We start from the raw sequence: 18,902 nt of genomic DNA on the forward strand, positions 1-18,902 counted from the left end.
GGCCTGGGTGCGGCCCCCCGCCGGGGGGGGGGGGGGTTGGGTTTGGTGTTTTGGGGCGGGTGGGGGGGGGGGGGCCGGGGCCCGACGGGCTGGGCTGGGCTGGGCTGGGCTGAGCTTCCGGGGGCCCACCCCCCACCCCCTCCCACCCACCCGCCTCCCGTGATCTTGGCTTGTCGGGCCGGACGGGGAGCGAGCACACCTGCCCGCTCCCGCGCAGCCCACATGCATGCTCCCGCGCAGCCCACCTGCGCGTTCCCGCGCAGCCCACGTCGGGCCCCGCGTGGTGGCTCGCCGGTCCGGGTCGGCTGCTGCAGCAGCCGACCCGGCGCCAGACGACGGTATTGCCGGCGGACCGCCGGAGTTCCGTCCCTGGGCCTCCGCTCAGTTCGGCGGCAGCGGCTGCCAGAGGCAGCCACAGTCGGGGTGGCCCTTGAGCCGCAACCGACGGGGCATGCCGTCGATGGCGGAGAGTTCGCACCAGCCGTCGACGCTGGGCGGGCGTCCGCCGTCCAGATACACCTGCACATGCAGCGCGGCGAGACCGGCGACGGCCGTCGCGAGGGCGGTGTCACAGGCCGGGGTACGGGCCCGCCCCGGCCCCTCGTCGGCGAGTTGCGCCAGCACCCGGGGCCAGGCCGCGTCCTCGTCCTCCCTCGTCAGCACCAGGCAGTGGCCGCAGGCCGAGCGGCCCGGCACCACCAGCGGCCCGACCACCCCGATCTCCTCCACCACCCCGGCGTACAGATGGGGCACCCCGGCCCGCAGCAGCTGTCTCGCCTCGTAGGTGCCGCCGGCGAACGCGCCGCTGCCGTCCCTCGGCGCCAGCACCACCAGGTCGGGTGGCCTGTTCGGGGCGGCACGGCGGGCGCCCGCCGCCGGGCGGCGCGCCGAGGCCCGCTGGACGGCCTCGCGGGCGGCGCTGGTCCGCAGCCGCCCGACCTCGCCCGGTGGCAGCCCGGCGGGGGAGCAGTCCCCGGGGGTGACCCGGCCGCCGTCCGTCACGGTGACCGTGCCCGTGCCGCCGGCGGCGAGGACGGCGGCGAGCGCCGCCCCGACCCGTCCGGCACCGCGGACCTCCACCCGGGTGTCGGCCCGGCGGGCCAGTACGGCGGGCGCGGCGCCGGGGCTGGAGTGCACCAGGGAGAGCGAGGCGAGGTCCGGCCCGAGCAGTTCGCGATGCGGCTGCGGGAAGCGGGCCAGCGCGCCGCCCACCGCGTCGGCGTCGTCGAGCAGCCCGCCCTGTTCGAGTTCGTCCAGCAGGGCGTCGGCCGGGTCGCGGCCGAAGCCCACCCGTTCACCGGCGTCGAGCAGCGCGGGCCGGTCCCTCGTCCCGTCGACGAGCCCGAGGAAGTCGCACAGGGCCTTGTCGGCGCGTTCGAGCACCCCCGCGTACTGGCGGACGGTGCCGAACTGCAGGGTCTCCGCGTCCCGCCAGCTGCGGGAGAGGGCGGGCTTCAGCACAAGGCGCACGACGGTTCTCCTTCCGATCGTTTCCGGACGGCTGACGGCAGCATGCCCGATCGGCCCGACATCGTGCTGTGCGTTGTCCACAGGTCCGGCCTCATGATCGGAAGATCTGTTCGCACGCCCTGTGGATAACTTGCCGTGCGGTCCCGAGACGGTTTCCGGACACCCGCTGTCGGCTTTTCGTTCCCGATCACTCCACGAAAGATTTCGGCCACGGCAGCGGACTTCTGTCAGCGGTACCGGGTAACGTCGTGTGGCATGGCAGCCGAACGGGACTCCCATCCCCCGGCGTCGCGTCGGCGTGCCCGCGCAGCGTCCGGGTCGCAGGTCGCCGCGCCGAGCACACGCGGGCGCCCGGATCAGCAGCAGAGGCCCCCGCAACCGCCGCAGCCCCCCGCCGCGCAGCCCCCCGAGTCGCATACCGAGCGGTTCGACGGGAAGCATGCCGACCGCTCCCGGGTGGAGGTCCGCCGGAGTGCCCGTCGCAGCCGTACCGTGTCCGCGTACCGCGAGGGCGATCGCACCGTCGTGCTGATCCCGGCCCGGATGTCGCACGCCGAGGAGCAGCGCTGGGTCGCGCAGATGCTGGAGAAGCTGGCCGCCCAGGAGAGCCGCCGGGTCCTCGGGGACGACGCGCTGGCGGCCCGGGCCCGCGAGCTGTCGGCCGCCTACCTGGGCGGTCGCGCCCAGCCGGCCCAGGTGCGCTGGGTCACCAACCAGAACTCGCGCTGGGGCTCCTGCACCCCCAGCGAGCGGACGATCCGGCTCTCGCACCGCCTCCAGGGCATGCCGGAGTACGTCGTCGACTATGTGCTGCTGCACGAGCTCGCCCACCTGCTGGTGCCCGACCACGGCCCCGCCTTCTGGGCGCTGCTGGAGGCGTATCCGCGGACCGAGCGGGCCCGCGGCTATCTGGAGGGTGTGGTTTCGGCGGCCCGGCTGCCGCACATCCCCGGCGCCCGGCATGCGGACCCGGAGCCCGATCCGGCCGAATCCTGCGGCTAGGTTCCCCCGGAGCCGCGCCCGGCTCGGGTCCGGCGGCACGGTGGCGAGGACGACTGAAGGGGGCGCGGGCCACATCGGCCCGCGCCCCCTTCATCCGTCGTACCTCAGGCCGTCAGCCTCCGGGCCCGTGCCACCAGGTCGCGCACCGAGTGGTCGGTGAGCTCGGGCAGCCGGTCGTAGTCGAACCAGCGCAGGTCCAGTGACTCCTCGCTGATCAGCGCCTGCGCGCCCGGCGGGGCCACCGCGACGTACTGGACGTCCAGGTGGATGTTCTCCGGCTGGTCCTTGCCGGTGCAGCGGACCTGGTGCCGGTCGAGCCTGGTCGGCACCGGCGTGCCGTCGACGGCCAGCAGGGTGAGGTCCGCGATGCCCGACTCCTCGGTGGCCTCGCGCAGTGCGGCGGAGGCCAGGTCCCGGTCGCCCGGCTCGCAGTGGCCGCCCATCTGCAGCCAGATGCCGACCTTGGGGTGCAGGGTGAGCAGCACCCGCCCGGCGGTCGGGTCGACGACCGCCGCGCTGGCGGTGATGTGGGCGGGCAGGCAGGACCGGAACAGCCCCTCGGGCTGCTCGGCGAGGTGGTCCAGGTAGTCGCGGCGCAACCGGTCCTGGTCCGGGTCGGCGGGCTGCCAGCGGCTCAGGGTGCGGACGGCGTCCGCGTGCAGGGCGGACGCGCCCGTCTCGGTGACCGTCATGCGGTGGGCTCGCCCTTCCCGTCGTCGTTCTTGCCGTCCTCGCCGCCGTCCTTGGTGAGGTCGTGCTTCGGGGAGCCGCCCGCGGCCGCCTCGCCGAGCAGCTTGTCGATCGCGTCGAAGTCGATGCCGCCCTCCAGGTCACCGGTGCCCCGGTGCACGAAGGCGTCCGGGTCGTCGAGGTCGGCGGCGGTGGGCAGCATGTCGGGGTGCTGCCAGAGGTCGTCGCGGCCCTCGATGCCGCGGGCGTCGGCGAGCAGTGCCCAGAGCCGGGCGGCGTCGCGCAGCCGGCGCGGGCGCAGCTCCAGGCCGACCAGGGTGGCGAAGGTCTGCTCGGCGGGCCCGCCGGCCGCGCGGCGGCGGCGGACGGTCTCGCGCAGCGCGCCGGCCTGCGGCAGGTGCGGCTCGGCGGCGGTGTGCACGACGGCGTCCACCCAGCCCTCGACCAGCGCGAGCGCCGTCTCCAGGCGGGCGAGCGCGGCCTTCTGCTCGGGGGTGTCCTCGGGCTGGAGCAGGCCGCCGGCCAGTGCCTCCTGGAGCGCCTCGGGGTTGCTCGGGTCGAGCTGGCCGGCCAGCTCCTCCATCCGGGAGCTGTCGACCTTGATGCCGCGGGCGTAGGCCTCGACGGCGCCCAGCAGGTGGGCGCGCAGCCACGGCACATGGGCGAACAGGCGCTGGTGGGCGGCCTCGCGCAGGGCGAGGTAGAGCCGGACCTCGTCGGCGGGCACGCTCAGGCCCTCGCCGAACTCGGCGACGTTCTGCGGCAGCAGCGCGGCCTTGCCGGCCGGGGCGAGCGGCAGGCCGACATCGGCGGAGCCGACGACCTCGCCGGCGAGCGCGCCGAGCGCCTGGCCGATCTGGGTGCCGAACATGGCGCCGCCCATCGAGCGCATCATGCCCATCAGCGGGCCGGCCATGGCCTGCATCTCCTCGGGCAGGACGCCGCCCATGGCGTTGCCGACGCGCTCGGCGACCGGGTCGACCAGGTCCTTCCAGACCGGCAGGGTGGCCTCGATCCACTCGGCCCGGCTCCAGGCGACGGCGGTGCCGGCGCCGGAGGGGAACTCGGTGGCGCCGTCCAGCCAGAGGTCGGCGAGGCGGACGGCCTCGGCGACGGCCGAGCGTTCGGCGGCGCTGACCGAGCGGTCCTTGCTCTTGCCCTCGGTGGGCTCGGCGACCACGGTCTGGCGGGCGATGTCCTTGGCGAGGTCCCAGTTCACCGGGCCGCCGTCGAACGACAGCATCTGCCCGAGCTGCTGGAAGGCGGCGCCGAGGTCGTTGGGGTTGAGGCCGCCGAACATCGCGGCGAACGGGTTGTCCGCGCCGGGACCGCCGGGAGCGCCGGGTGCCCCGGGCGTACCGGGACCGCCGGGCATGCCCATCCCGAACAGCGCGCCGAAGGGGTTCCCGGCGAAGCCGAACGACGGGGGACCGCTCTGCTCCTGGTCCTTCTTCTTCTGCTCGTCCTCGGGCTTGGCCTTGCCGTCCTCGGGCTCCTCTGGCGGAACGCCGAATCCGAAGGGAAGGTCGCTCACGGGGTCCTCGATCCGGTCGGCCGTCATGCGGGTGGTGGCGGAAAAGTCTCGGCGCCCGAGGAGGTCGGCGGAGTGGGGGACTCGCGGCCGGTGGGCGGCTCCCGCACGGCTGGACCGCGCCGGGTGCACCGCCGGGCCTTCGCCTCGGGCAGGATGGGCGTACGTGACACACGTACGCACGCACATAAAGCTAACCGTGGAGGATGGCCGGTGAGTTCCCCGCCTTCGGACGTTCGCTCTGGGCTGACCGGAGGAGAGGACGCCCTGGACACCACGGCGTCGCCGCCTCCAGCCTACGGCGGGAGACCGCTGACCGTGGCCGTGACCGGCGCCGCCGGTGTCCTCGGCGAACGCGTCGCGGCCCGGCTGGTGGCCTCGCCAGGGGTCAGGAAGGTCCTCGCGGTCGACGACCGGCGCGGGGAGGTGCCCGGCGTGCAGTGGCGCGTCCTGGACGTCCGGGACCCCGCGGTGGCCGAGCGGCTGGCCGGGGTCGACGTGGTGGTCCACCTGGCGATGGACCTCGGCATGGAGTCCGACCCGCGCGCCCGCAGCGCCTACAACGTGCGGGGCGCGCAGACCGTGCTGACCGCCGCCGCGGCCGCCGGGGTGCACCGGGTGGTGCTCTGCACCTCGGCGATGGTCTACGGCGCGCTGGCCGACAACGAGGTCCCGCTGGCCGAGGACTCGGAGCTGCGGGCCACCGAGGAGGCCTCGCTGGTCGGGGACCTGCTGGAGATCGAGCGCCTCGCCCGGCGGGCACCCCGTGCCCACCCGGGGCTGCAGGTGACCGTGCTGCGGCCCGCCGTCGTGGTCGGGCCGGGGGTGGACACCGTGCTGACCCGGCACTTCGAGGCGCCCCGGCTGCTGGTGGTGGCGGGGTCCCGGCCGTGCTGGCAGTTCTGCCACGTGGACGATCTGGCGGCGGCGCTGGAGTACGCGGCGCTGGGGCTGGTCGAGGGGGAGGTCACGGTCGGCTGCGACGGCTGGCTGGAGCAGGAGGACGTGGAGCGGCTGTCGGGCATCCGGCGGATGGAGCTGCCGGCCTCGCTGGCGCTGGGCACCGCGGCCCGGCTGCACCGGCTCGGTCTGACCCCGGCCCCGGCCGGTGACCTCGCCTACACGATGTACCCGTGGGTGGTCTCCGGCAGCCGGCTGCACGAGGCGGGGTGGCGTCCGGTGTACACCAATGAGCAGGTGCTGGCCGAGCTGCTGGCGCAGGTCTCGGGGAAGCACGCGGTGGCCGGCCGCCGGCTCGGCGGCAAGGAGGCCGCCACCAGCCTGGGCGCGGCCGGGGCGACGGTGGCGCTGGTCGGTACGGCCGCGCTGGTGCGCCGGGCCCGCAAGCGGCGGCGCTTCTGACCCGTGCCCGGCCCCCGGCGGCGGCCGTCGGTCTCCGGTCGTCGGCCGTGGCCCACCGGCCGCGACCGGTGGCGGCATTCTCGCGATGCGAAATTTCACCGTCGTGATGCGGAAGACTCTTGTCCGAAAGCGCCAGGGATGGGGAATCATAAGGTCATGTCCGAGAATCACGACCCCATCCGTCTGCTCGCCGTCCGCGACACCCCGCTCTCGCTCGACGAGGTGTACGAGGCGGTCGGCGACGACGCGGCCGGTGGTACGACCGTCTTCGTCGGGACGGTCCGTGACCACGACGGCGGCAAGCCGGTCGCCGCGCTGGAGTACAGCTGTCACCCCACCGCGGAGCAGGAGATGCGCCGGATCGCGGAGAAGGTCGTCGCGGACTTCCCGGTCCGGGCGCTCGCCGCGGTGCACCGGATCGGGCGGCTGGAGATCACCGACAAGGCCGTGATCGTCGCCGTCTCGTGCGCCCACCGCGGGGAGGCGTTCGCCGCCGCCCGCCGGCTGATCGACGACCTCAAGCACGAGGTGCCGATCTGGAAGCACCAGGTGTTCTCCGACGGCGAGGAGGAGTGGGTCGGCGCCGGAGGCTGCTGACCCCGCGTGGCTCGTGTTGCCGCCCCGATGGCGGCCGTGGCGGCTCTGCACGCAGGCGCGCCGGTTCCTCACCCGAACGGGTGTGGCCGGCTGCTCCGAATACTCCCCGGCGGTGAGCCGATCGGCGGTGCCGTAACCCGGGTGGCGCCGTCCGCGTTGTCCGCCGGAGTGGTTAATCTGCTCATAGACACGACGAGCTGGGAGTGACGGATATGGCTGCGCTCGCCTGGTTGATCATTCCGGTTGTCGCCGCGCTGGTCGCCGCCGTCTGGGCGGGGTGGGCCCAGCGGGCGCCGAAGGCCACGGGGGATCCCGCCTCGCTCGCCGAGCACCGGCGCTTCATGGCGGCGATGGAACGCACCACCGCCGACAGCACCGCGGCCACCGGCCCCGGTGAGCGTCCCGGCCGGTAGCCCGGCGGGCGTGCTGTCACGCGCGTCCCGTACTGTCGAGGCATGCCACGCCGCTCTGCGACGATGCTCGCCGCCACCCTGCTGCTCATAGCGCTGCTCTGCGTCTCGGTGCTGATGAAGGTGCCGTACACGGAGATGAGCCCGGGGCCGACGTACAACACGCTCGGGACGCAGGACAAGACGGGCACGCCGGTGATCACCATCACCGGCCGCGAGTCGTACCCGACCAGCGGGCACCTCAACATGACCACCGTCCAGGTCACCGGGGCCAAGTACGAGCCCAGCCTGGTCTCCGCCGTGGTCGGGTGGCTGCGGGACGACGTGCTGGTGGTGCCGCACGACAACGTCTACCCGAAGGGGCAGACGGACGCCGACGCCAAGCGGCAGAACGCCGAGGAGTTCGCGTCGTCGGAGGACAGCGCGCGGACGGCGGCGCTCACCGAACTCGGCATTCCGGTGGGCAACGAGCTGATCGTCAAGGCCGTGACGGCCCACAGCCCGGCGGAGGGCGTGCTGCACGCCGGTGACCAGATCGTCGCGATCGACGGCACGCCGGTCTCCACCCTCGAGGGCGTGACCGAGGCGGTCACCAGGCACCAGCCGGGCGAGAAGACGGTCTTCACCGTGGTGCCGCGGGTCAAGGACGGCGGCAAGGCCGATCCGGCGGCGCGCACCGATGTCACCGTCACCACCGCCAAGTCCCCCGAGACGGGCAACGCGATGGTCGGCATCTACCCGGGCATCCGGCACACCTACCCGTTCCAGATCGACATCGGGCTGCAGGACGTCGGCGGGCCGAGCGCCGGCCTGATGTTCTCGCTGGGCATCATCGACAAGCTGACGCCCGACGACCTCACCGGCGGCAAGTTCGTCGCGGGCACCGGCACCATCGACGACTCCGGCAAGGTCGGCCCGATCGGCGGGATATCGATGAAGCTGATCGCCGCCCGGGACGCCGGCGCCGAGTACTTCTTCACCCCGGCCGCCAACTGCACCGAGGCCGCCAAGAACACCCCGTCCGGGCTGACCCTGGTCAAGGCCGAGACGCTGGACGGCGCGCTGAAGTCGCTGGAGCAGATCCGCTCCGGGCAGGCCTCCGCGCTGCCGTCCTGCGTCAAGTAGCCGCGGGCGGGCGCCCGTCGGTCAGGAGAACGTCGCCAGCAGCGCGGCGGTCAGACCCGGCACGAGGTCGGGGCCGGTCAGCACCTCGCGGGCGGTGTCCTTGGAGCGCAGCCGCAGGGCGATCTCCTTCTTGCCGTCGCGCAGCACGGCGGCGGTGATCCGCACCTCCTCGCGCTTGGGGTGGCCGGCCACCCAGTCGGCGAGCTGGGCGTCGGTCGCGTTGCGCGGGCGGGACTGCTCGGCGCCGGGCGGCAGCATCAGCCGCTCGACCACCAGGGCGCAGCCGGCCACCGCGGCGGGCCAGGCGATGGTGCCGAGGAACTTGTCCAGCTCCATGCCGTCCGGCAGTTCGTCCTGCTCGACCGGGGTGAGGCCGGGCTCGTCGCCGCCGGAGAGACCGAGCTGCTCGGCGATCCGGGGGTCGGCCTTGCGCAGCTGGGCGCTGTCCACCAGGGCGAACAGCCGGGCCGGGAGGTCCCAGCCGAGGGTGGCGGCGTACTCGTCGATCTCCAGGGCGGCCCGGGTGAGCGGGGTCGCGGCCGGGAGCTTGGAGACGTCGTCGGGGGAAGGGGAGACATCGGACATGCCTCAATCCTCACACGCCGGACCGCCGGGGCGGTGCCGCGTGCCGGGGGGAGGGAGGGGGAACGTTGTCGTAACCGTCTGCTAACGGTGGGAACTCGGCTAAAGCCTGGTTAAGTTGCACTGACGACCGACCCATTTCCAGACGACACAGCTGAGGTGCCACCGTGGTATTCCAGATGCCGGAACGCTCAGGGCCGGGTTTCCGGCGCAGAGTAGGCCCGCCCTCCCGGCGCGCGCGGGTACTCCTGCTGACCCTGGGCGTGCTCGCGGTGCTCTTCCTGCTGTTCGTCATGTTCGCCGGATTCTGGACGGACTGGCTCTGGTTCAAGTCGGTCCACTATTCCTCGGTGTTCACCACCCAGCTCTGGACGAAGATCGGCCTGTTCGCCGTTTTCGGCCTGCTGATGGCGCTGATCGTGGGCGCCAACATCTGGCTGGCGCACCGGCTCCGGCCGCCGCTGTCGGCGATGTCGGTGGAGCAGCAGAGCCTGGACCGCTACCGGGCCGGCCTGGCGCCGTTCAAGCGCTGGGCGCTGATCGGCGTCTCGCTGGTGATCGGCCTGGTGGCCGGTGCCGCGGCGTCCGGCCAGTGGCGGACCTGGCTGCTGTGGACCAATGAGACGTCCTTCGGCGTCAAGGACGCGCAGTTCGGCATGGACGTCTCGTTCTACGCCTTCGAGCTGCCGTTCTACGAGTTCCTGCTGGGCTTCGCGTTCAGCGCGGTGATCGTCTCGCTGCTGACCTCGGTGCTGGTGCACTACCTGTACGGGGGCCTGCGGCTGCAGGGCCCGGGCCGTCGGGCCAGTGCGGGCGCGCAGGGCCACCTGGCGGTGCTGCTGGGTGTGTTCGTGCTGCTGAAGGCGGTCGCGTACTGGCTGGACCGGTACGCGCTGGCCGTGAAGACCGGCTCGTACAAGGGCGTCTCGGGCTGGACGGGCCTGCGTTACGTGGACGCCAACGCGTTCCTGCCGGCCAAGACCATCCTGTTCTTCGTCGCGATCATCTGCGCGGTGCTGTTCTTCCTGACCCCGATCCGCCGCACCTGGGCGCCGGCCCTGATCGGCCTCGGGCTGATGGTGCTGTCGGCGGTGCTGATCGGCGGGGTCTACCCGGCGATCGTGCAGCAGTTCCAGGTCAAGCCGAACGAGCAGGCCAAGGAGACGCCGTACATCCAGAAGAACATCGACGCGACGCGGCAGGCGTACGGCATCGCGGACAGCCAGACCACCCAGTACACCCCGCAGGGTTCGACCACGGCGGAGGCGCTCAAGCCGGACGCGCAGACCATCGCGGACATCCGTCTGCTGGACCCGAACGTGGTCTCCCCGACCTTCCAGTCGATCGAGCAGCAGCGCTCGTACTACGCGTTCCCGTCCACCCTGGACGTGGACCGGTACGGCAAGGGCGAGGGTGCGCAGGACACCGTGATCGGTCTGCGTGAGCTGGACCTCAACGGCGTGCAGCGGAACTGGATCAACGACCACTTCAAGTACACGCACGGCTACGGCGCCGTGGTGGCCAAGGGCAACCAGGTCAACGACAAGGGCCAGCCGGTCTTCACCGAGTCCGGTCTGCCGGCCACCGGTTCGCTGGGCGACTACCAGCAGCGGATCTACTACGGCGAGAAGACGGGCACGTACTCGATCGTCGGCGGGTCCAACCAGGAGATCGACTACACCACCGACTCCGGCGAGAACAAGGAGTACCAGTACACCGCCGGCAGCGGGGTGTCGCTGGACAACCCGATCACCCGTGCCGCGTACGCGGTGAAGTTCGCCGAGCCGCAGATCCTGTACGCGGGCGCGATCACCGACGGCGCCAAGGTGATCTACGACCGGACGCCCAAGGAGCGGGTCGAGAAGGTCGCCCCGTGGCTCTCCATCGACGCCGACCCGTACCCGGTGGTCGAGCCGGGCGTGAACGGGCAGCCGGGCCGGGTGGTCTGGGTGCTGGACGGCTACACCACCTCGGACGGCTACCCGTTCGCGTCCAAGACGACGCTGGGCACGGCCACCAAGGACTCGCTGACCAACCAGCGTGGTGAGCTGCTGACCGTCGCCAACCAGGTCAACTACATCCGCAACTCGGTCAAGGCCACCGTGGACGCGTACACCGGCGAGGTGACGCTCTACCAGTGGGACGAGAACGACCCGGTGCTGAAGACCTGGATGAAGGCGTTCCCGGACACCGTCAAGCCCAAGGCCGACATCCCGGACACGCTGATGCCGCACCTGCGCTACCCGCAGGACATGTTCAAGGTGCAGCGCGACCTGCTCGGCCAGTACCACGTGACGGACGCCAACTCGTTCTTCAACGGCAGCGACATCTGGCAGGTCCCGGTGGACCCGACCAGTGACACCAAGCAGGTCCAGCCGCCGTACTACCTGACGGTGCGGATGCCGGACCCGGCGGTCACCTCGGCCAGCTTCTCGCTCACCAGCACCTTCGTGCCGAGCGGCCGGGACAACCTGGCGGCCTTCATGGCGGTCGACGCGGATCCGGGGCCGGACTACGGGAAGATCCGCATCCTCAAGGTGCCCGGGGACAGCAAGACGCTCGGCCCCAACCTGGTGCAGTCGCAGTTCAACTCCCGGCAGGAGGTGGCCCAGCAGATCACCCTGCTGAAGAGCGGCGGTGACTCCGAGCTGGAGTACGGCAACCTGCTGACCCTGCCGGTCGGCGGCGGACTGCTCAACGTCGAGCCGGTGTACGTGCGTGGCCGCGGCGCCAAGTACCCGACGCTGCAGAAGGTCCTCGCGGTGTACGGGAACGACAACGTGGCGTTCGAGAACACCCTGGAGGAGGCGCTGAAGAAGGTCTTCGCCAACGCCGCCCCCGGGACCACGCCGACCGCGCCGACCAGCCCGGGCACGCCGACCAGCCCGACCGCGCCCACCACGCCGGCGCCCACACCGGGCACCGGCACCGGTACGGCGGCCTCGCCGGAGCTGCAGAAGGCCCTGACGGACCTGGACAAGGCCTACACGGACAGCCAGAACGCGTTGAAGAGCGGTGACTGGGCGGCCTTCGGCCAGGCCCAGAAGGCGATCGGGGACGCGATCAAGGCGGCCGGGGCGGCCCAGCAGAAGGACGGCGGCACCGCGCCGGCCACGCCCGCCCCGACACCCACCCAGGGCACCTCGCCGAGCGCCGGGGCGAGCACGAGCCCCTGAGCTGGGAGAACCGATTCCTGTTCCACCCCGGACCCGTGCTATGGTTCAGCTACCGACGCGGGGTGGAGCAGCTCGGTAGCTCGCTGGGCTCATAACCCAGAGGTCGCAGGTTCAAATCCTGTCCCCGCTACTCAGTAGCACAGAGGCCCGGAGGATTCAATCCTCCGGGCCTCTGGCGTTTTCGCCCGGGGGTGGCAGGGTGCGCTCCGGTAGGATCGACCGTCGCCAATGACGCCGGCATCGGGGTTTGTGGGGCCCAAGTGTCGGGAAATCGACAAAGCGCCGAAGCAATTTCGTCGGCTTCGGGTCTGCCCCGCCGAAATCGGCCGGGGCAGGTGTACGCGGGTTGCGGGTGATGCGACGATGGGGCACATGGGGGACGGTGCACGGCTGCTGACCAGCCGTCGGATCCGGCGGGTCCCCTGGGGGTCCCCCCGGCCGAAGGCTGGGGGAGGATGCCGCGACACTCTGGGGGAGCGGGAGTCGGCATGAGGCTGATCGGCAGGAACGGACCAGGAGCCAAGCCCGCTGCGACCACCGAGGCGGACACCGACGCCTGGGCGGAGAGTCCCGCGAAGCACCCCGGCGCCCTCCCGGCCCAGCGCACCAGCGGCCTGACGGAGCGCCGTCCGGTCGACGGCTACGGCCCGGACAGCCTGGTGCACGTCTCCGCCCGGCAGTTCGCCGCCGGCATCGGCCCGTACGGCGCCGCGGCCGAGGCCGCCGACGGCCCGGGCGAGCGGGGCTCCGCCGGCCTCGACACCGCCGGGCTGGACTCCACCAGCTTCGAGACCGCCCTGGCCGCCCGCGAGCAGGCCGCCCTGGAGGCCCGCCACCGCCAGGCCGCCGACGGGGGCGACGCGGAGGCCGCCGGCCGGCTCGGCACCCTGCTGCTGCGCCGCGGCGACCTGGAGGACGCCGAGCCGTACCTGCGCGGCGCCGCCGCCGCCGGGCTGCGCGCCGCCGCCAACAACCTCGGTGTGCTGCTGCACCAGCAGGGCCACCGGGCCGAGGCCGCCCAGTGGTGGCGGCAGGCCGCGGTGGCCGGCAGCGCGCCCGCCGCGCACGCGCTCGGGCTGCAACTGCGGGACCAGGGCGAGGAGGAGGCCGCCGAGTACTGGCTGCACTTCGCCGCCGACCACGGCCACCCGCTGGGCGCCTACGCGCTGGGCGACCTGATGGAGCACCGGCGCGACGTGCGCGCCGAGCGCTGGTTCAAGGTGTCCGCCGACGCCGGGCACCGGGAGGCCGCCTACCGGCTGGCCCGGATGCGCGAGGCCGCCGGGGACAAGGAGACCGCCGAGACCTGGTACCGCACCGCCGCCGCGCGCAGCCACCCCCGCGCCGCGCTGCGGCTGGGCGTGCTGCTGGAGGAGCGCGCCCGCACCGACCGCTCGCTGCTGGACGAGGCCGCCCGCTGGTACCGGCAGTCGGCGCAGAACGGCGAGCCGCGGGCCGCCTGCGCGCTGGGCTTCCTGCTGCGCGACGCCGGGGACCCGACGGCCGCCGCCGAGTGGTGGCGGGAGGCCGCCGAGGCGGGGGACGGCAACGCCGCCAACGCCCTGGGGGCGTTGCACGCGAGCCGGGGCGAGGCCAAGGAGGCCGAGCACTGGTACCGCGGCGCGCTGGAGGCGGGCGACCAGAACGGCGCGTTCAACCTCGGTCTGCTCTGCGCCGGCGCGGGCCGGGACCAGCAGGCCGAGCAGTGGTACCGCCGCGCCGCGTACGCCGGGCACCGGGAGGCGTGCAACGCGCTGGCCGTGGTGCTGCTGCAGCGCGGGGACGAGTCGGGTGCCGAGCCGTGGTTCTCCAAGGCGGCCGAGGCGGGCAGCGTGGACGGCGCCTTCAACCTGGGCGTCCTGCACGCCGGGCGCGGGGAGCACCGGCAGGCGTACGAGTGGTACGCGCGCGCCGCCGCCGAGGGGCACGGCGAGGCCGCGCTCCAACTGGCCGTGGTCCAGGAGCAGCGGGGCAACCTGGCCGGCGCGCTGGAGCGCTACCGGCAGGCGGCGGCGGGCGGTTCGGCGGAGGGCGCGTTCCGGCTGGCCTCGGTGCTGGACCGGCGCGGCGACGCGGACGAGGAGGCCGAGCACTGGTACGCGCTCGCGGCGGACGCCGGCCACCGGCGGGCCCAGGTGCGGATGGGTGTGCGGGCGGCCGAGCGGGGTGCGCTGGAGATCGCGGAGAGCTGGTACCGGCGGGCGGCGGAGGCGGGCAGCCGCAGTGCCGCGTTCAATCTGGGGCTGCTGCTGGCCCGGCAGGACAGCGAGGCGGAGGCGATGCTCTGGTACACCCGGGCCGCCGACGCCGGCCACGGGCGGGCGGCGCTGCGGCTGGCCCTGCTGGCGCTGCGGCGCGGCGAGCCGGTGCAGGCGGAGAACTGGTGCCGGCGGGCCGCCGACCACGGTCCGGCCGAGGTGGCGGAGCGGGCCGGGCGGCTGCTGGGCGCGCTGCACGCCGAGCTGAGCGCGTAGCGCCCCGGCGGGGGCTGTGCCCGTACGGGCTCAGGGCCCGGTCGTACAGTCCGGACAGAGCCCGCGGTAGGTGATCTCGGCCCCGGAGACGACGAAGCCGAACCGCTCGGAGGCGGGCAGCGAGGCCAGCGGGTCGCCCTGGGGGTGGACGTCGCGGATCGCGCCGCAGCCGGAGCAGACCAGGTGCTGGTGGGCGTGGTGGGCGTTGGGGTCGTACCGCTTGGCGCGGCCGTCGGTGGCGACCTCCAGGACCTCGCCGAGGCAGACGAGTTCGCCGAGCGTGTTGTAGACCGTCGCGCGGCTGATCTCGGGCAGGCGTTCCACGGCGCGGGCGTGCACCTCGTCCGCCGTGAGGTGGACATGCTCACCATCGAGGACCTCGGCCACGACCCGGCGCTGCGAGGTCAGCCGCCACCCACGTCCGCGAAGTCGTTCCAGCAGGTCGTTCATGGATACAGGGTAGGTGACACTCCGAACTTGGTTCCAGTGTTGACTTAGACAAAGTCCAAGTTAGGATCGAGTCGTAACAACCGGATCACGCGGAGGCACCCTCATATGACTACCCAGGACGAGCTGCGCCCCACCCTCACCACGGAGGCGGGTGCCCCTGTCGCCGACAACCAGAACACCGAGACCGCCGGTGTCGGCGGCCCGGCGCTGATCCAGGATCAGCAACTGTTCGAGAAGCTCGCGCACTTCAACCGCGAGCGCATCCCGGAGCGGGTGGTGCACGCCCGCGGCGCCGCCGCGTACGGCACCTTCACGGTGACCGCCGACGTGTCCGCCTACACCCGGGCCGCCTTCCTCTCCGAGGTCGGCAAGCAGACCGAGACGTTCCTGCGGTTCTCCACGGTGGCCGGCAACCTCGGCTCCGCCGACGCCGTCCGCGACCCGCGCGGCTTCGCGCTGAAGTTCTACACCGAGGAGGGCAACTACGACCTCGTCGGCAACAACACCCCGGTGTTCTTCATCAAGGACGCCACCAAGTTCCCGGACTTCATCCACACCCAGAAGCGGGACCCGTACACCGGCTCGCAGGAGGCGGACAACGTCTGGGACTTCTGGGGCCTGTCGCCCGAGGCGACCCACCAGGTGACCTGGCTCTTCGGCGACCGCGGCATCCCGGCGTCCTACCGCCACCTCAACGGCTACGGCTCGCACACCTACCAGTGGCAGAACGAGGCCGGCGAGCACTTCTGGGTCAAGTACCACTTCAAGACCGACCAGGGCATCCGCAACCTGACCGCCGAGGAGGCCGCCAGGCTCGCCGGCGAGGACCCGGACAGCCACCAGCGCGACCTGCGCGAGGCGATCGAGCGCGGCGAGTTCCCGACCTGGACGGTGCAGGTCCAGATCATGCCGGCGGCGGACGCGGCGCAGTACCGCTTCAACCCGTTCGACCTGACCAAGGTCTGGCCGCACGCGGACTACCCGCCGATCGAGATCGGCAAGCTGGAGCTCAACCGCAACCCCGACAACATCTTCGCCGAGGTCGAGCAGTCGATCTTCTCCCCGGCGCACTTCGTGCCCGGCATCGGCCCGTCCCCGGACAAGATGCTGCAGGGCCGTCTGTTCGCGTACGCGGACGCCCACCGCTACCGCGTCGGCATCAACGCCGACCACCTGCCGGTGAACCGCCCGCACGCCACCGAGGCGCGCACCAACAGCCGGGACGGCTCCCTGTACGACGGCCGCCACGGCCGGCAGAAGAACTACGAGCCGAACAGCTTCGGCGGCCCGGTTCAGACCGGCCGTCCGCTCTGGGCCCCGACCCAGGTCACCGGCGGCACCGGCACCCACGAGGCGCCCTCGCACGCCGAGGACAACGACTTCGTGCAGGCCGGCAACCTGTACCGGCTGTTCGACGAGGACGAGAAGCAGCGGCTGATCGCCAACCTGGCCGGCTTCATCGCCAAGGTCTCGGCCGACCGCGACGACATCGTCGAGCGGGCGATCGAGAACTTCCGCAAGGCCGACGCCGACTACGGCCGGCGCCTGGAGGCGGCGGTGCGGGAGCTGCGCAAGCAGCAGCAGTAGGACACCCGGGCGAGCAGCAGGCCCGTGCCTGCTGCTCGCCGGGGGCAGGGGGACCTCAGACGCTGAGGCGGCGCAGGGCCTCCTCGTGCAGCAGGCCGTTGGAGGCGACCGCGTCGGCGCCGCCCGGGCCGGGGATGCCGTCCAGACCGGTGAAGCGGCCGCCGGCCTCCTCGACGATGACGCAGTTGGCGGCCATGTCCCAGAGCGACAGCTCGGGTTCGGCGGCGATGTCGACCGCGCCCTCGGCGACCATCATGTAGGACCAGAAGTCCCCGTAGGCGCGGGTGCGCCAGCAGGCCCGGGTGAGGTCCAGGAACGGGTCGAGACGGCCGCGCTCCTCCCAGCCGGTGAGCGAGGAGTAGGAGAACGAGGCGTCCTCGATCCGGGAGACGCCGGAGACGTGGATCCGGCTCGCCTTGGCCAGGCTGCGGCCGGCGAAGGCGCCGAGGTCCTTGGCCGCCCACCAGCGGCGGTTCAGCGCCGGGGCGGAGACCATGCCGACCACCGGGCGCTCCACGCCGTCCGGGCCGTCCTCCATCAGGGCGATCAGGGTGGCCCAGACCGGCACACCGCGGATGTAGTTCTTGGTGCCGTCGATCGGGTCGATCACCCAGCGACGGGGGCCCGAGCCCTGCAGGCCGAACTCCTCGCCGAGCACCGCGTCGCGCGGGCGGGCGCGCTGAAGCACCCCGCGCACCAGTTCCTCGGCGGCCTTGTCGGCGTCGCTGACGGGGGTGAGGTCGGGCTTGGTCTCGATCTTCAGGTCGAGCGCGCGGAAGCGCTCCAGGGTGACCGAGTCGGCCGAGTCGGCGAGGACATGGGCGAGTCGGAGATCGTCGTGGTAATCGGCCATGCCAGAAACCCTAGCGAGCCCGCCCCGATCGGGACAGCCGGGCACGCGGAGCGGACGGCGCCCCGGGGGCCGTCCGCCCGGATCAGTGCACCGAGCCGCTGAGCTGCAGGCCGATCACACCGGCGATCACCAGCGAGATCGAGACCAGCTTGAGCACCGAGGTCGCCTCGTCCAGGAAGACCATGCCGTAGATCGCGGTGCCGGCCGCGCCGATGCCGGTCCAGACCGCGTACGCGGGGCCGACCGGCAGGTTCTTCAGGGAGAGGGTGAGCAGGCCGAAGCTGCTGAGGGCGAAGACGCAGAAGCTGATGGTGGGCCAGAGTTTGGTGAAGCCCTCGCTGAGCTTGAGGTTGATCGCGAAGCCCGTCTCCAGCAGACCGGCCAGGATCACCAGGGCCCATGCCATCGCGTGCTCTCCCTGTCGATCGACGGGCCGGACCGCGATCCGGCCCGACTTTCCTATGATCACCAGGCATGGGTGCTCCGACACCTCGAACGCCCCGAAAACCCGCGGGGCGGTCCGAGGCGAACGCCCGTCAGTCGCCCTCGCGGGTGTCCTTGCTGGCCAGCAGTCGGCGCAGCGAGTAGAGCCGGGCGGCCTCGGCGTGGCCCTCCGCGACCCAGGCGTCCAGCGCGCAGTCGGGCTCGTCGTGGCTGCACGCGCGCGGGCAGTCGGCGGTGCCCGGCTCCAGGTCGGGGAAGGCGAGGATGACCCGGGACGGGTCGATGTGGGAGAGACCGAAGGAGCGGAAGCCCGGGGTGTCGATCACCCAGCCCGGGTCGAGCGCCTTCTTCGAGCCGGGCTTGGCGCCCGGCGGCGGGGGCAGCCGCAGTGCCAGGGCGGAGACGGTGGTGTGCCGGCCGCGGCCGGTCACCGCGTTGACCCGGCCGGTGGACCGCTGGTGTTCCGGCACCAGGGCGTTGACCAGGGTGGTCTTGCCGACACCGGAGTGCCCGATGAACACCGTGGAACGGCCGCGCAGGTACGCGCGGACGGCCTCGGCGCCGGCGGTGGCCAGCTCGTCCCGCCGGGTCACCACATAGGTGATGCCGAGCGGGGCGTAGGACTCCAGCAGCGGCGCCGCCGGGGCCAGGTCGGACTTGGTGAGCACCAGCAGCGGCTCCATGCCCGCGTCGTACGCGGCCACCAGGCAGCGGTCGATCAGCCGGGGCCGGGGCTCCGGGTCGGCCAGCGCGGTCACGATGGCCAGCTGCTGGGCGTTGGCGACGACGATCCGCTCGTACGGGTCGTCGTCGTCCGCGGTGCGGCGCAGCACCGAGGTGCGCTCCTCGACCCGGACGATCCGGGCCAGGGTGTCGGCGTCCCCGGAGAGGTCGCCGACCAGGTTGACGATGTCGCCGACGACGACGCCCTTGCGGCCCAGCTCACGGGCCTTCATGGCGGTGATCTCGCGTTCCTGCCTGGTCCCGGCGTCCACCAGGCAGGTCAGCCGGCCCCGGTCGACGGTCAGCACCATCGCCTCGGCGGCGTCCTCGTGCTTGGGCCGGATCCTGGTCCGCGGCCGGGAGCCCTTGCGGCCCGGGCGGTTGCGGATGTCGTCCTCGTCGGCGTCCTTGCCGTAGCGGCGCATG

15 protein-coding genes, 1 tRNA gene and 1 pseudogene are annotated in these 18,902 nt (G+C 72.8%); 9 read left to right on the forward strand and 8 right to left on the reverse strand.

Annotated features, from left to right (window positions below; genetic code table 11):
- Window positions 1-381: 381 nt before the first annotated feature.
- Window positions 382-1,470 carry a ThiF family adenylyltransferase gene (locus ACIO5D_RS14080; protein WP_400795232.1) on the reverse strand — a complete coding sequence of 363 codons (1,089 nt, stop codon included), beginning with the start codon at window positions 1,468-1,470 and terminating at the stop codon, window positions 382-384.
- A gap of 450 nt (window positions 1,471-1,920) precedes the next feature.
- On the opposite strand from ACIO5D_RS14080, the pseudogene ACIO5D_RS14085 reads away from it, so the two are divergent.
- Window positions 1,921-2,472, forward strand: a pseudogene (locus ACIO5D_RS14085) (M48 family metallopeptidase); the annotation flags it as partial.
- Between the two features lie 104 nt (window positions 2,473-2,576).
- Here ACIO5D_RS14085 and ACIO5D_RS14090 read toward each other — a convergent pair.
- A complete protein-coding gene (locus ACIO5D_RS14090) occupies window positions 2,577-3,164 on the reverse strand; it encodes an NUDIX hydrolase (RefSeq protein WP_400655158.1) in 588 nt (195 codons plus the stop codon).
- Window positions 3,161-4,696, reverse strand: a complete 1,536-nt coding sequence (locus ACIO5D_RS14095; protein WP_400655160.1) for a zinc-dependent metalloprotease — start codon at window positions 4,694-4,696, stop codon at window positions 3,161-3,163. Before ACIO5D_RS14095 ends, ACIO5D_RS14090 begins: the two co-directional genes overlap by 4 nt.
- A gap of 210 nt (window positions 4,697-4,906) precedes the next feature.
- Between ACIO5D_RS14095 and ACIO5D_RS14100 the strand changes: the two genes are divergently transcribed.
- The 4 genes from ACIO5D_RS14100 (at window position 4,907) to ACIO5D_RS14115 (ending at window position 8,187) form a co-directional block, all read left to right on the forward strand.
- Window positions 4,907-6,055 (forward strand): NAD-dependent epimerase/dehydratase family protein, encoded by a 1,149-nt coding sequence (locus ACIO5D_RS14100; RefSeq protein WP_363604622.1) that lies wholly within the window; start codon window positions 4,907-4,909, stop codon window positions 6,053-6,055.
- 156 nt (window positions 6,056-6,211) lie between these two features.
- Window positions 6,212-6,652: a molybdenum cofactor biosynthesis protein MoaE gene (locus ACIO5D_RS14105; RefSeq protein WP_363604623.1), complete on the forward strand. Its 441-nt coding sequence runs from the start codon at window positions 6,212-6,214 to the stop codon at window positions 6,650-6,652.
- A gap of 212 nt (window positions 6,653-6,864) precedes the next feature.
- Complete coding sequence (locus tag ACIO5D_RS14110) at window positions 6,865-7,065, forward strand: hypothetical protein (protein ID WP_363604624.1); 201 nt, start codon at window positions 6,865-6,867, stop codon at window positions 7,063-7,065.
- Between the two features lie 42 nt (window positions 7,066-7,107).
- Window positions 7,108-8,187 (forward strand): PDZ domain-containing protein, encoded by a 1,080-nt coding sequence (locus ACIO5D_RS14115; RefSeq protein WP_363604625.1) that lies wholly within the window; start codon window positions 7,108-7,110, stop codon window positions 8,185-8,187.
- Window positions 8,188-8,208: 21 nt separating this feature from the next.
- On the opposite strand, the gene ACIO5D_RS14120 is transcribed toward ACIO5D_RS14115, so the two are convergent.
- Window positions 8,209-8,772: a PPA1309 family protein gene (locus ACIO5D_RS14120; protein WP_400655164.1), complete on the reverse strand. Its 564-nt coding sequence runs from the start codon at window positions 8,770-8,772 to the stop codon at window positions 8,209-8,211.
- A 176-nt stretch (window positions 8,773-8,948) separates the two neighbouring features.
- On the opposite strand from ACIO5D_RS14120, the gene ACIO5D_RS14125 reads away from it, so the two are divergent.
- The 3 genes from ACIO5D_RS14125 (at window position 8,949) to ACIO5D_RS14135 (ending at window position 14,419) form a co-directional block, all read left to right on the forward strand.
- A complete protein-coding gene (locus tag ACIO5D_RS14125; protein WP_363604628.1) occupies window positions 8,949-11,945 on the forward strand; it encodes a UPF0182 family protein in 2,997 nt (998 codons plus the stop codon).
- Between the two features lie 56 nt (window positions 11,946-12,001).
- Window positions 12,002-12,075: transfer RNA gene (locus ACIO5D_RS14130), tRNA-Met, on the forward strand.
- 358 nt (window positions 12,076-12,433) lie between these two features.
- Entirely contained in the window at window positions 12,434-14,419 is a 1,986-nt protein-coding gene (locus ACIO5D_RS14135) for a tetratricopeptide repeat protein (protein WP_400795234.1), read from the forward strand.
- A gap of 30 nt (window positions 14,420-14,449) precedes the next feature.
- On the opposite strand, the gene ACIO5D_RS14140 is transcribed toward ACIO5D_RS14135, so the two are convergent.
- Window positions 14,450-14,869, reverse strand: coding sequence for a Fur family transcriptional regulator (locus tag ACIO5D_RS14140; RefSeq protein WP_400655168.1), 420 nt, complete (start codon window positions 14,867-14,869; stop codon window positions 14,450-14,452).
- Between the two features lie 105 nt (window positions 14,870-14,974).
- Here ACIO5D_RS14140 and ACIO5D_RS14145 point away from each other — a divergent pair, with 105 nt between their 5' ends.
- Window positions 14,975-16,456 carry a catalase gene (locus ACIO5D_RS14145; RefSeq protein WP_363604631.1) on the forward strand — a complete coding sequence of 494 codons (1,482 nt, stop codon included), beginning with the start codon at window positions 14,975-14,977 and terminating at the stop codon, window positions 16,454-16,456.
- 55 nt (window positions 16,457-16,511) lie between these two features.
- Here ACIO5D_RS14145 and hisN read toward each other — a convergent pair whose 3' ends face one another.
- The 3 genes from hisN to rsgA all read right to left on the reverse strand — a co-directional run bounded on the left by hisN (window position 16,512) and on the right by rsgA (window position 18,901).
- Complete coding sequence (hisN, locus tag ACIO5D_RS14150; RefSeq protein WP_363604632.1) at window positions 16,512-17,309, reverse strand: histidinol-phosphatase; 798 nt, start codon at window positions 17,307-17,309, stop codon at window positions 16,512-16,514.
- Window positions 17,310-17,391: 82 nt separating this feature from the next.
- Window positions 17,392-17,715, reverse strand: coding sequence for a multidrug efflux SMR transporter (locus tag ACIO5D_RS14155; RefSeq protein ID WP_363604634.1), 324 nt, complete (start codon window positions 17,713-17,715; stop codon window positions 17,392-17,394).
- Window positions 17,716-17,845: 130 nt separating this feature from the next.
- Entirely contained in the window at window positions 17,846-18,901 is a 1,056-nt protein-coding gene (gene rsgA / locus ACIO5D_RS14160; RefSeq protein WP_363604635.1) for a ribosome small subunit-dependent GTPase A, read from the reverse strand.
- Between the last annotated feature and the right edge of the window lies 1 nt (window position 18,902).

The organism is Kitasatospora sp. NPDC087315, assembly GCF_044744345.1.
GTDB lineage: Bacteria > Actinomycetota > Actinomycetes > Streptomycetales > Streptomycetaceae > Kitasatospora.

Excerpts from the sequence above, each read along its gene's own strand:
- ACIO5D_RS14140 (WP_400655168.1), bottom strand. The coding sequence starts at position 14,869 with ATGAACGACCTGCTGGAACGACTTCGCGGACGTGGGTGGCGGCTGACC.
- ACIO5D_RS14090 (WP_400655158.1), bottom strand. The coding sequence starts at position 3,164 with ATGACGGTCACCGAGACGGGCGCGTCCGCCCTGCACGCGGACGCCGTC.
- ACIO5D_RS14125 (WP_363604628.1), top strand. The coding sequence starts at position 8,949 with ATGCCGGAACGCTCAGGGCCGGGTTTCCGGCGCAGAGTAGGCCCGCCC.
- ACIO5D_RS14135 (WP_400795234.1), top strand. The coding sequence starts at position 12,434 with ATGAGGCTGATCGGCAGGAACGGACCAGGAGCCAAGCCCGCTGCGACC.
- ACIO5D_RS14115 (WP_363604625.1), top strand. The coding sequence starts at position 7,108 with ATGCCACGCCGCTCTGCGACGATGCTCGCCGCCACCCTGCTGCTCATA.
- ACIO5D_RS14155 (WP_363604634.1), bottom strand. The coding sequence starts at position 17,715 with ATGGCATGGGCCCTGGTGATCCTGGCCGGTCTGCTGGAGACGGGCTTC.
- rsgA (WP_363604635.1), bottom strand. The coding sequence starts at position 18,901 with ATGCGCCGCTACGGCAAGGACGCCGACGAGGACGACATCCGCAACCGC.
- ACIO5D_RS14120 (WP_400655164.1), bottom strand. The coding sequence starts at position 8,772 with ATGTCCGATGTCTCCCCTTCCCCCGACGACGTCTCCAAGCTCCCGGCC.
- ACIO5D_RS14145 (WP_363604631.1), top strand. The coding sequence starts at position 14,975 with ATGACTACCCAGGACGAGCTGCGCCCCACCCTCACCACGGAGGCGGGT.
- hisN (WP_363604632.1), bottom strand. The coding sequence starts at position 17,309 with ATGGCCGATTACCACGACGATCTCCGACTCGCCCATGTCCTCGCCGAC.
- ACIO5D_RS14110 (WP_363604624.1), top strand. The coding sequence starts at position 6,865 with ATGGCTGCGCTCGCCTGGTTGATCATTCCGGTTGTCGCCGCGCTGGTC.
- ACIO5D_RS14105 (WP_363604623.1), top strand. The coding sequence starts at position 6,212 with ATGTCCGAGAATCACGACCCCATCCGTCTGCTCGCCGTCCGCGACACC.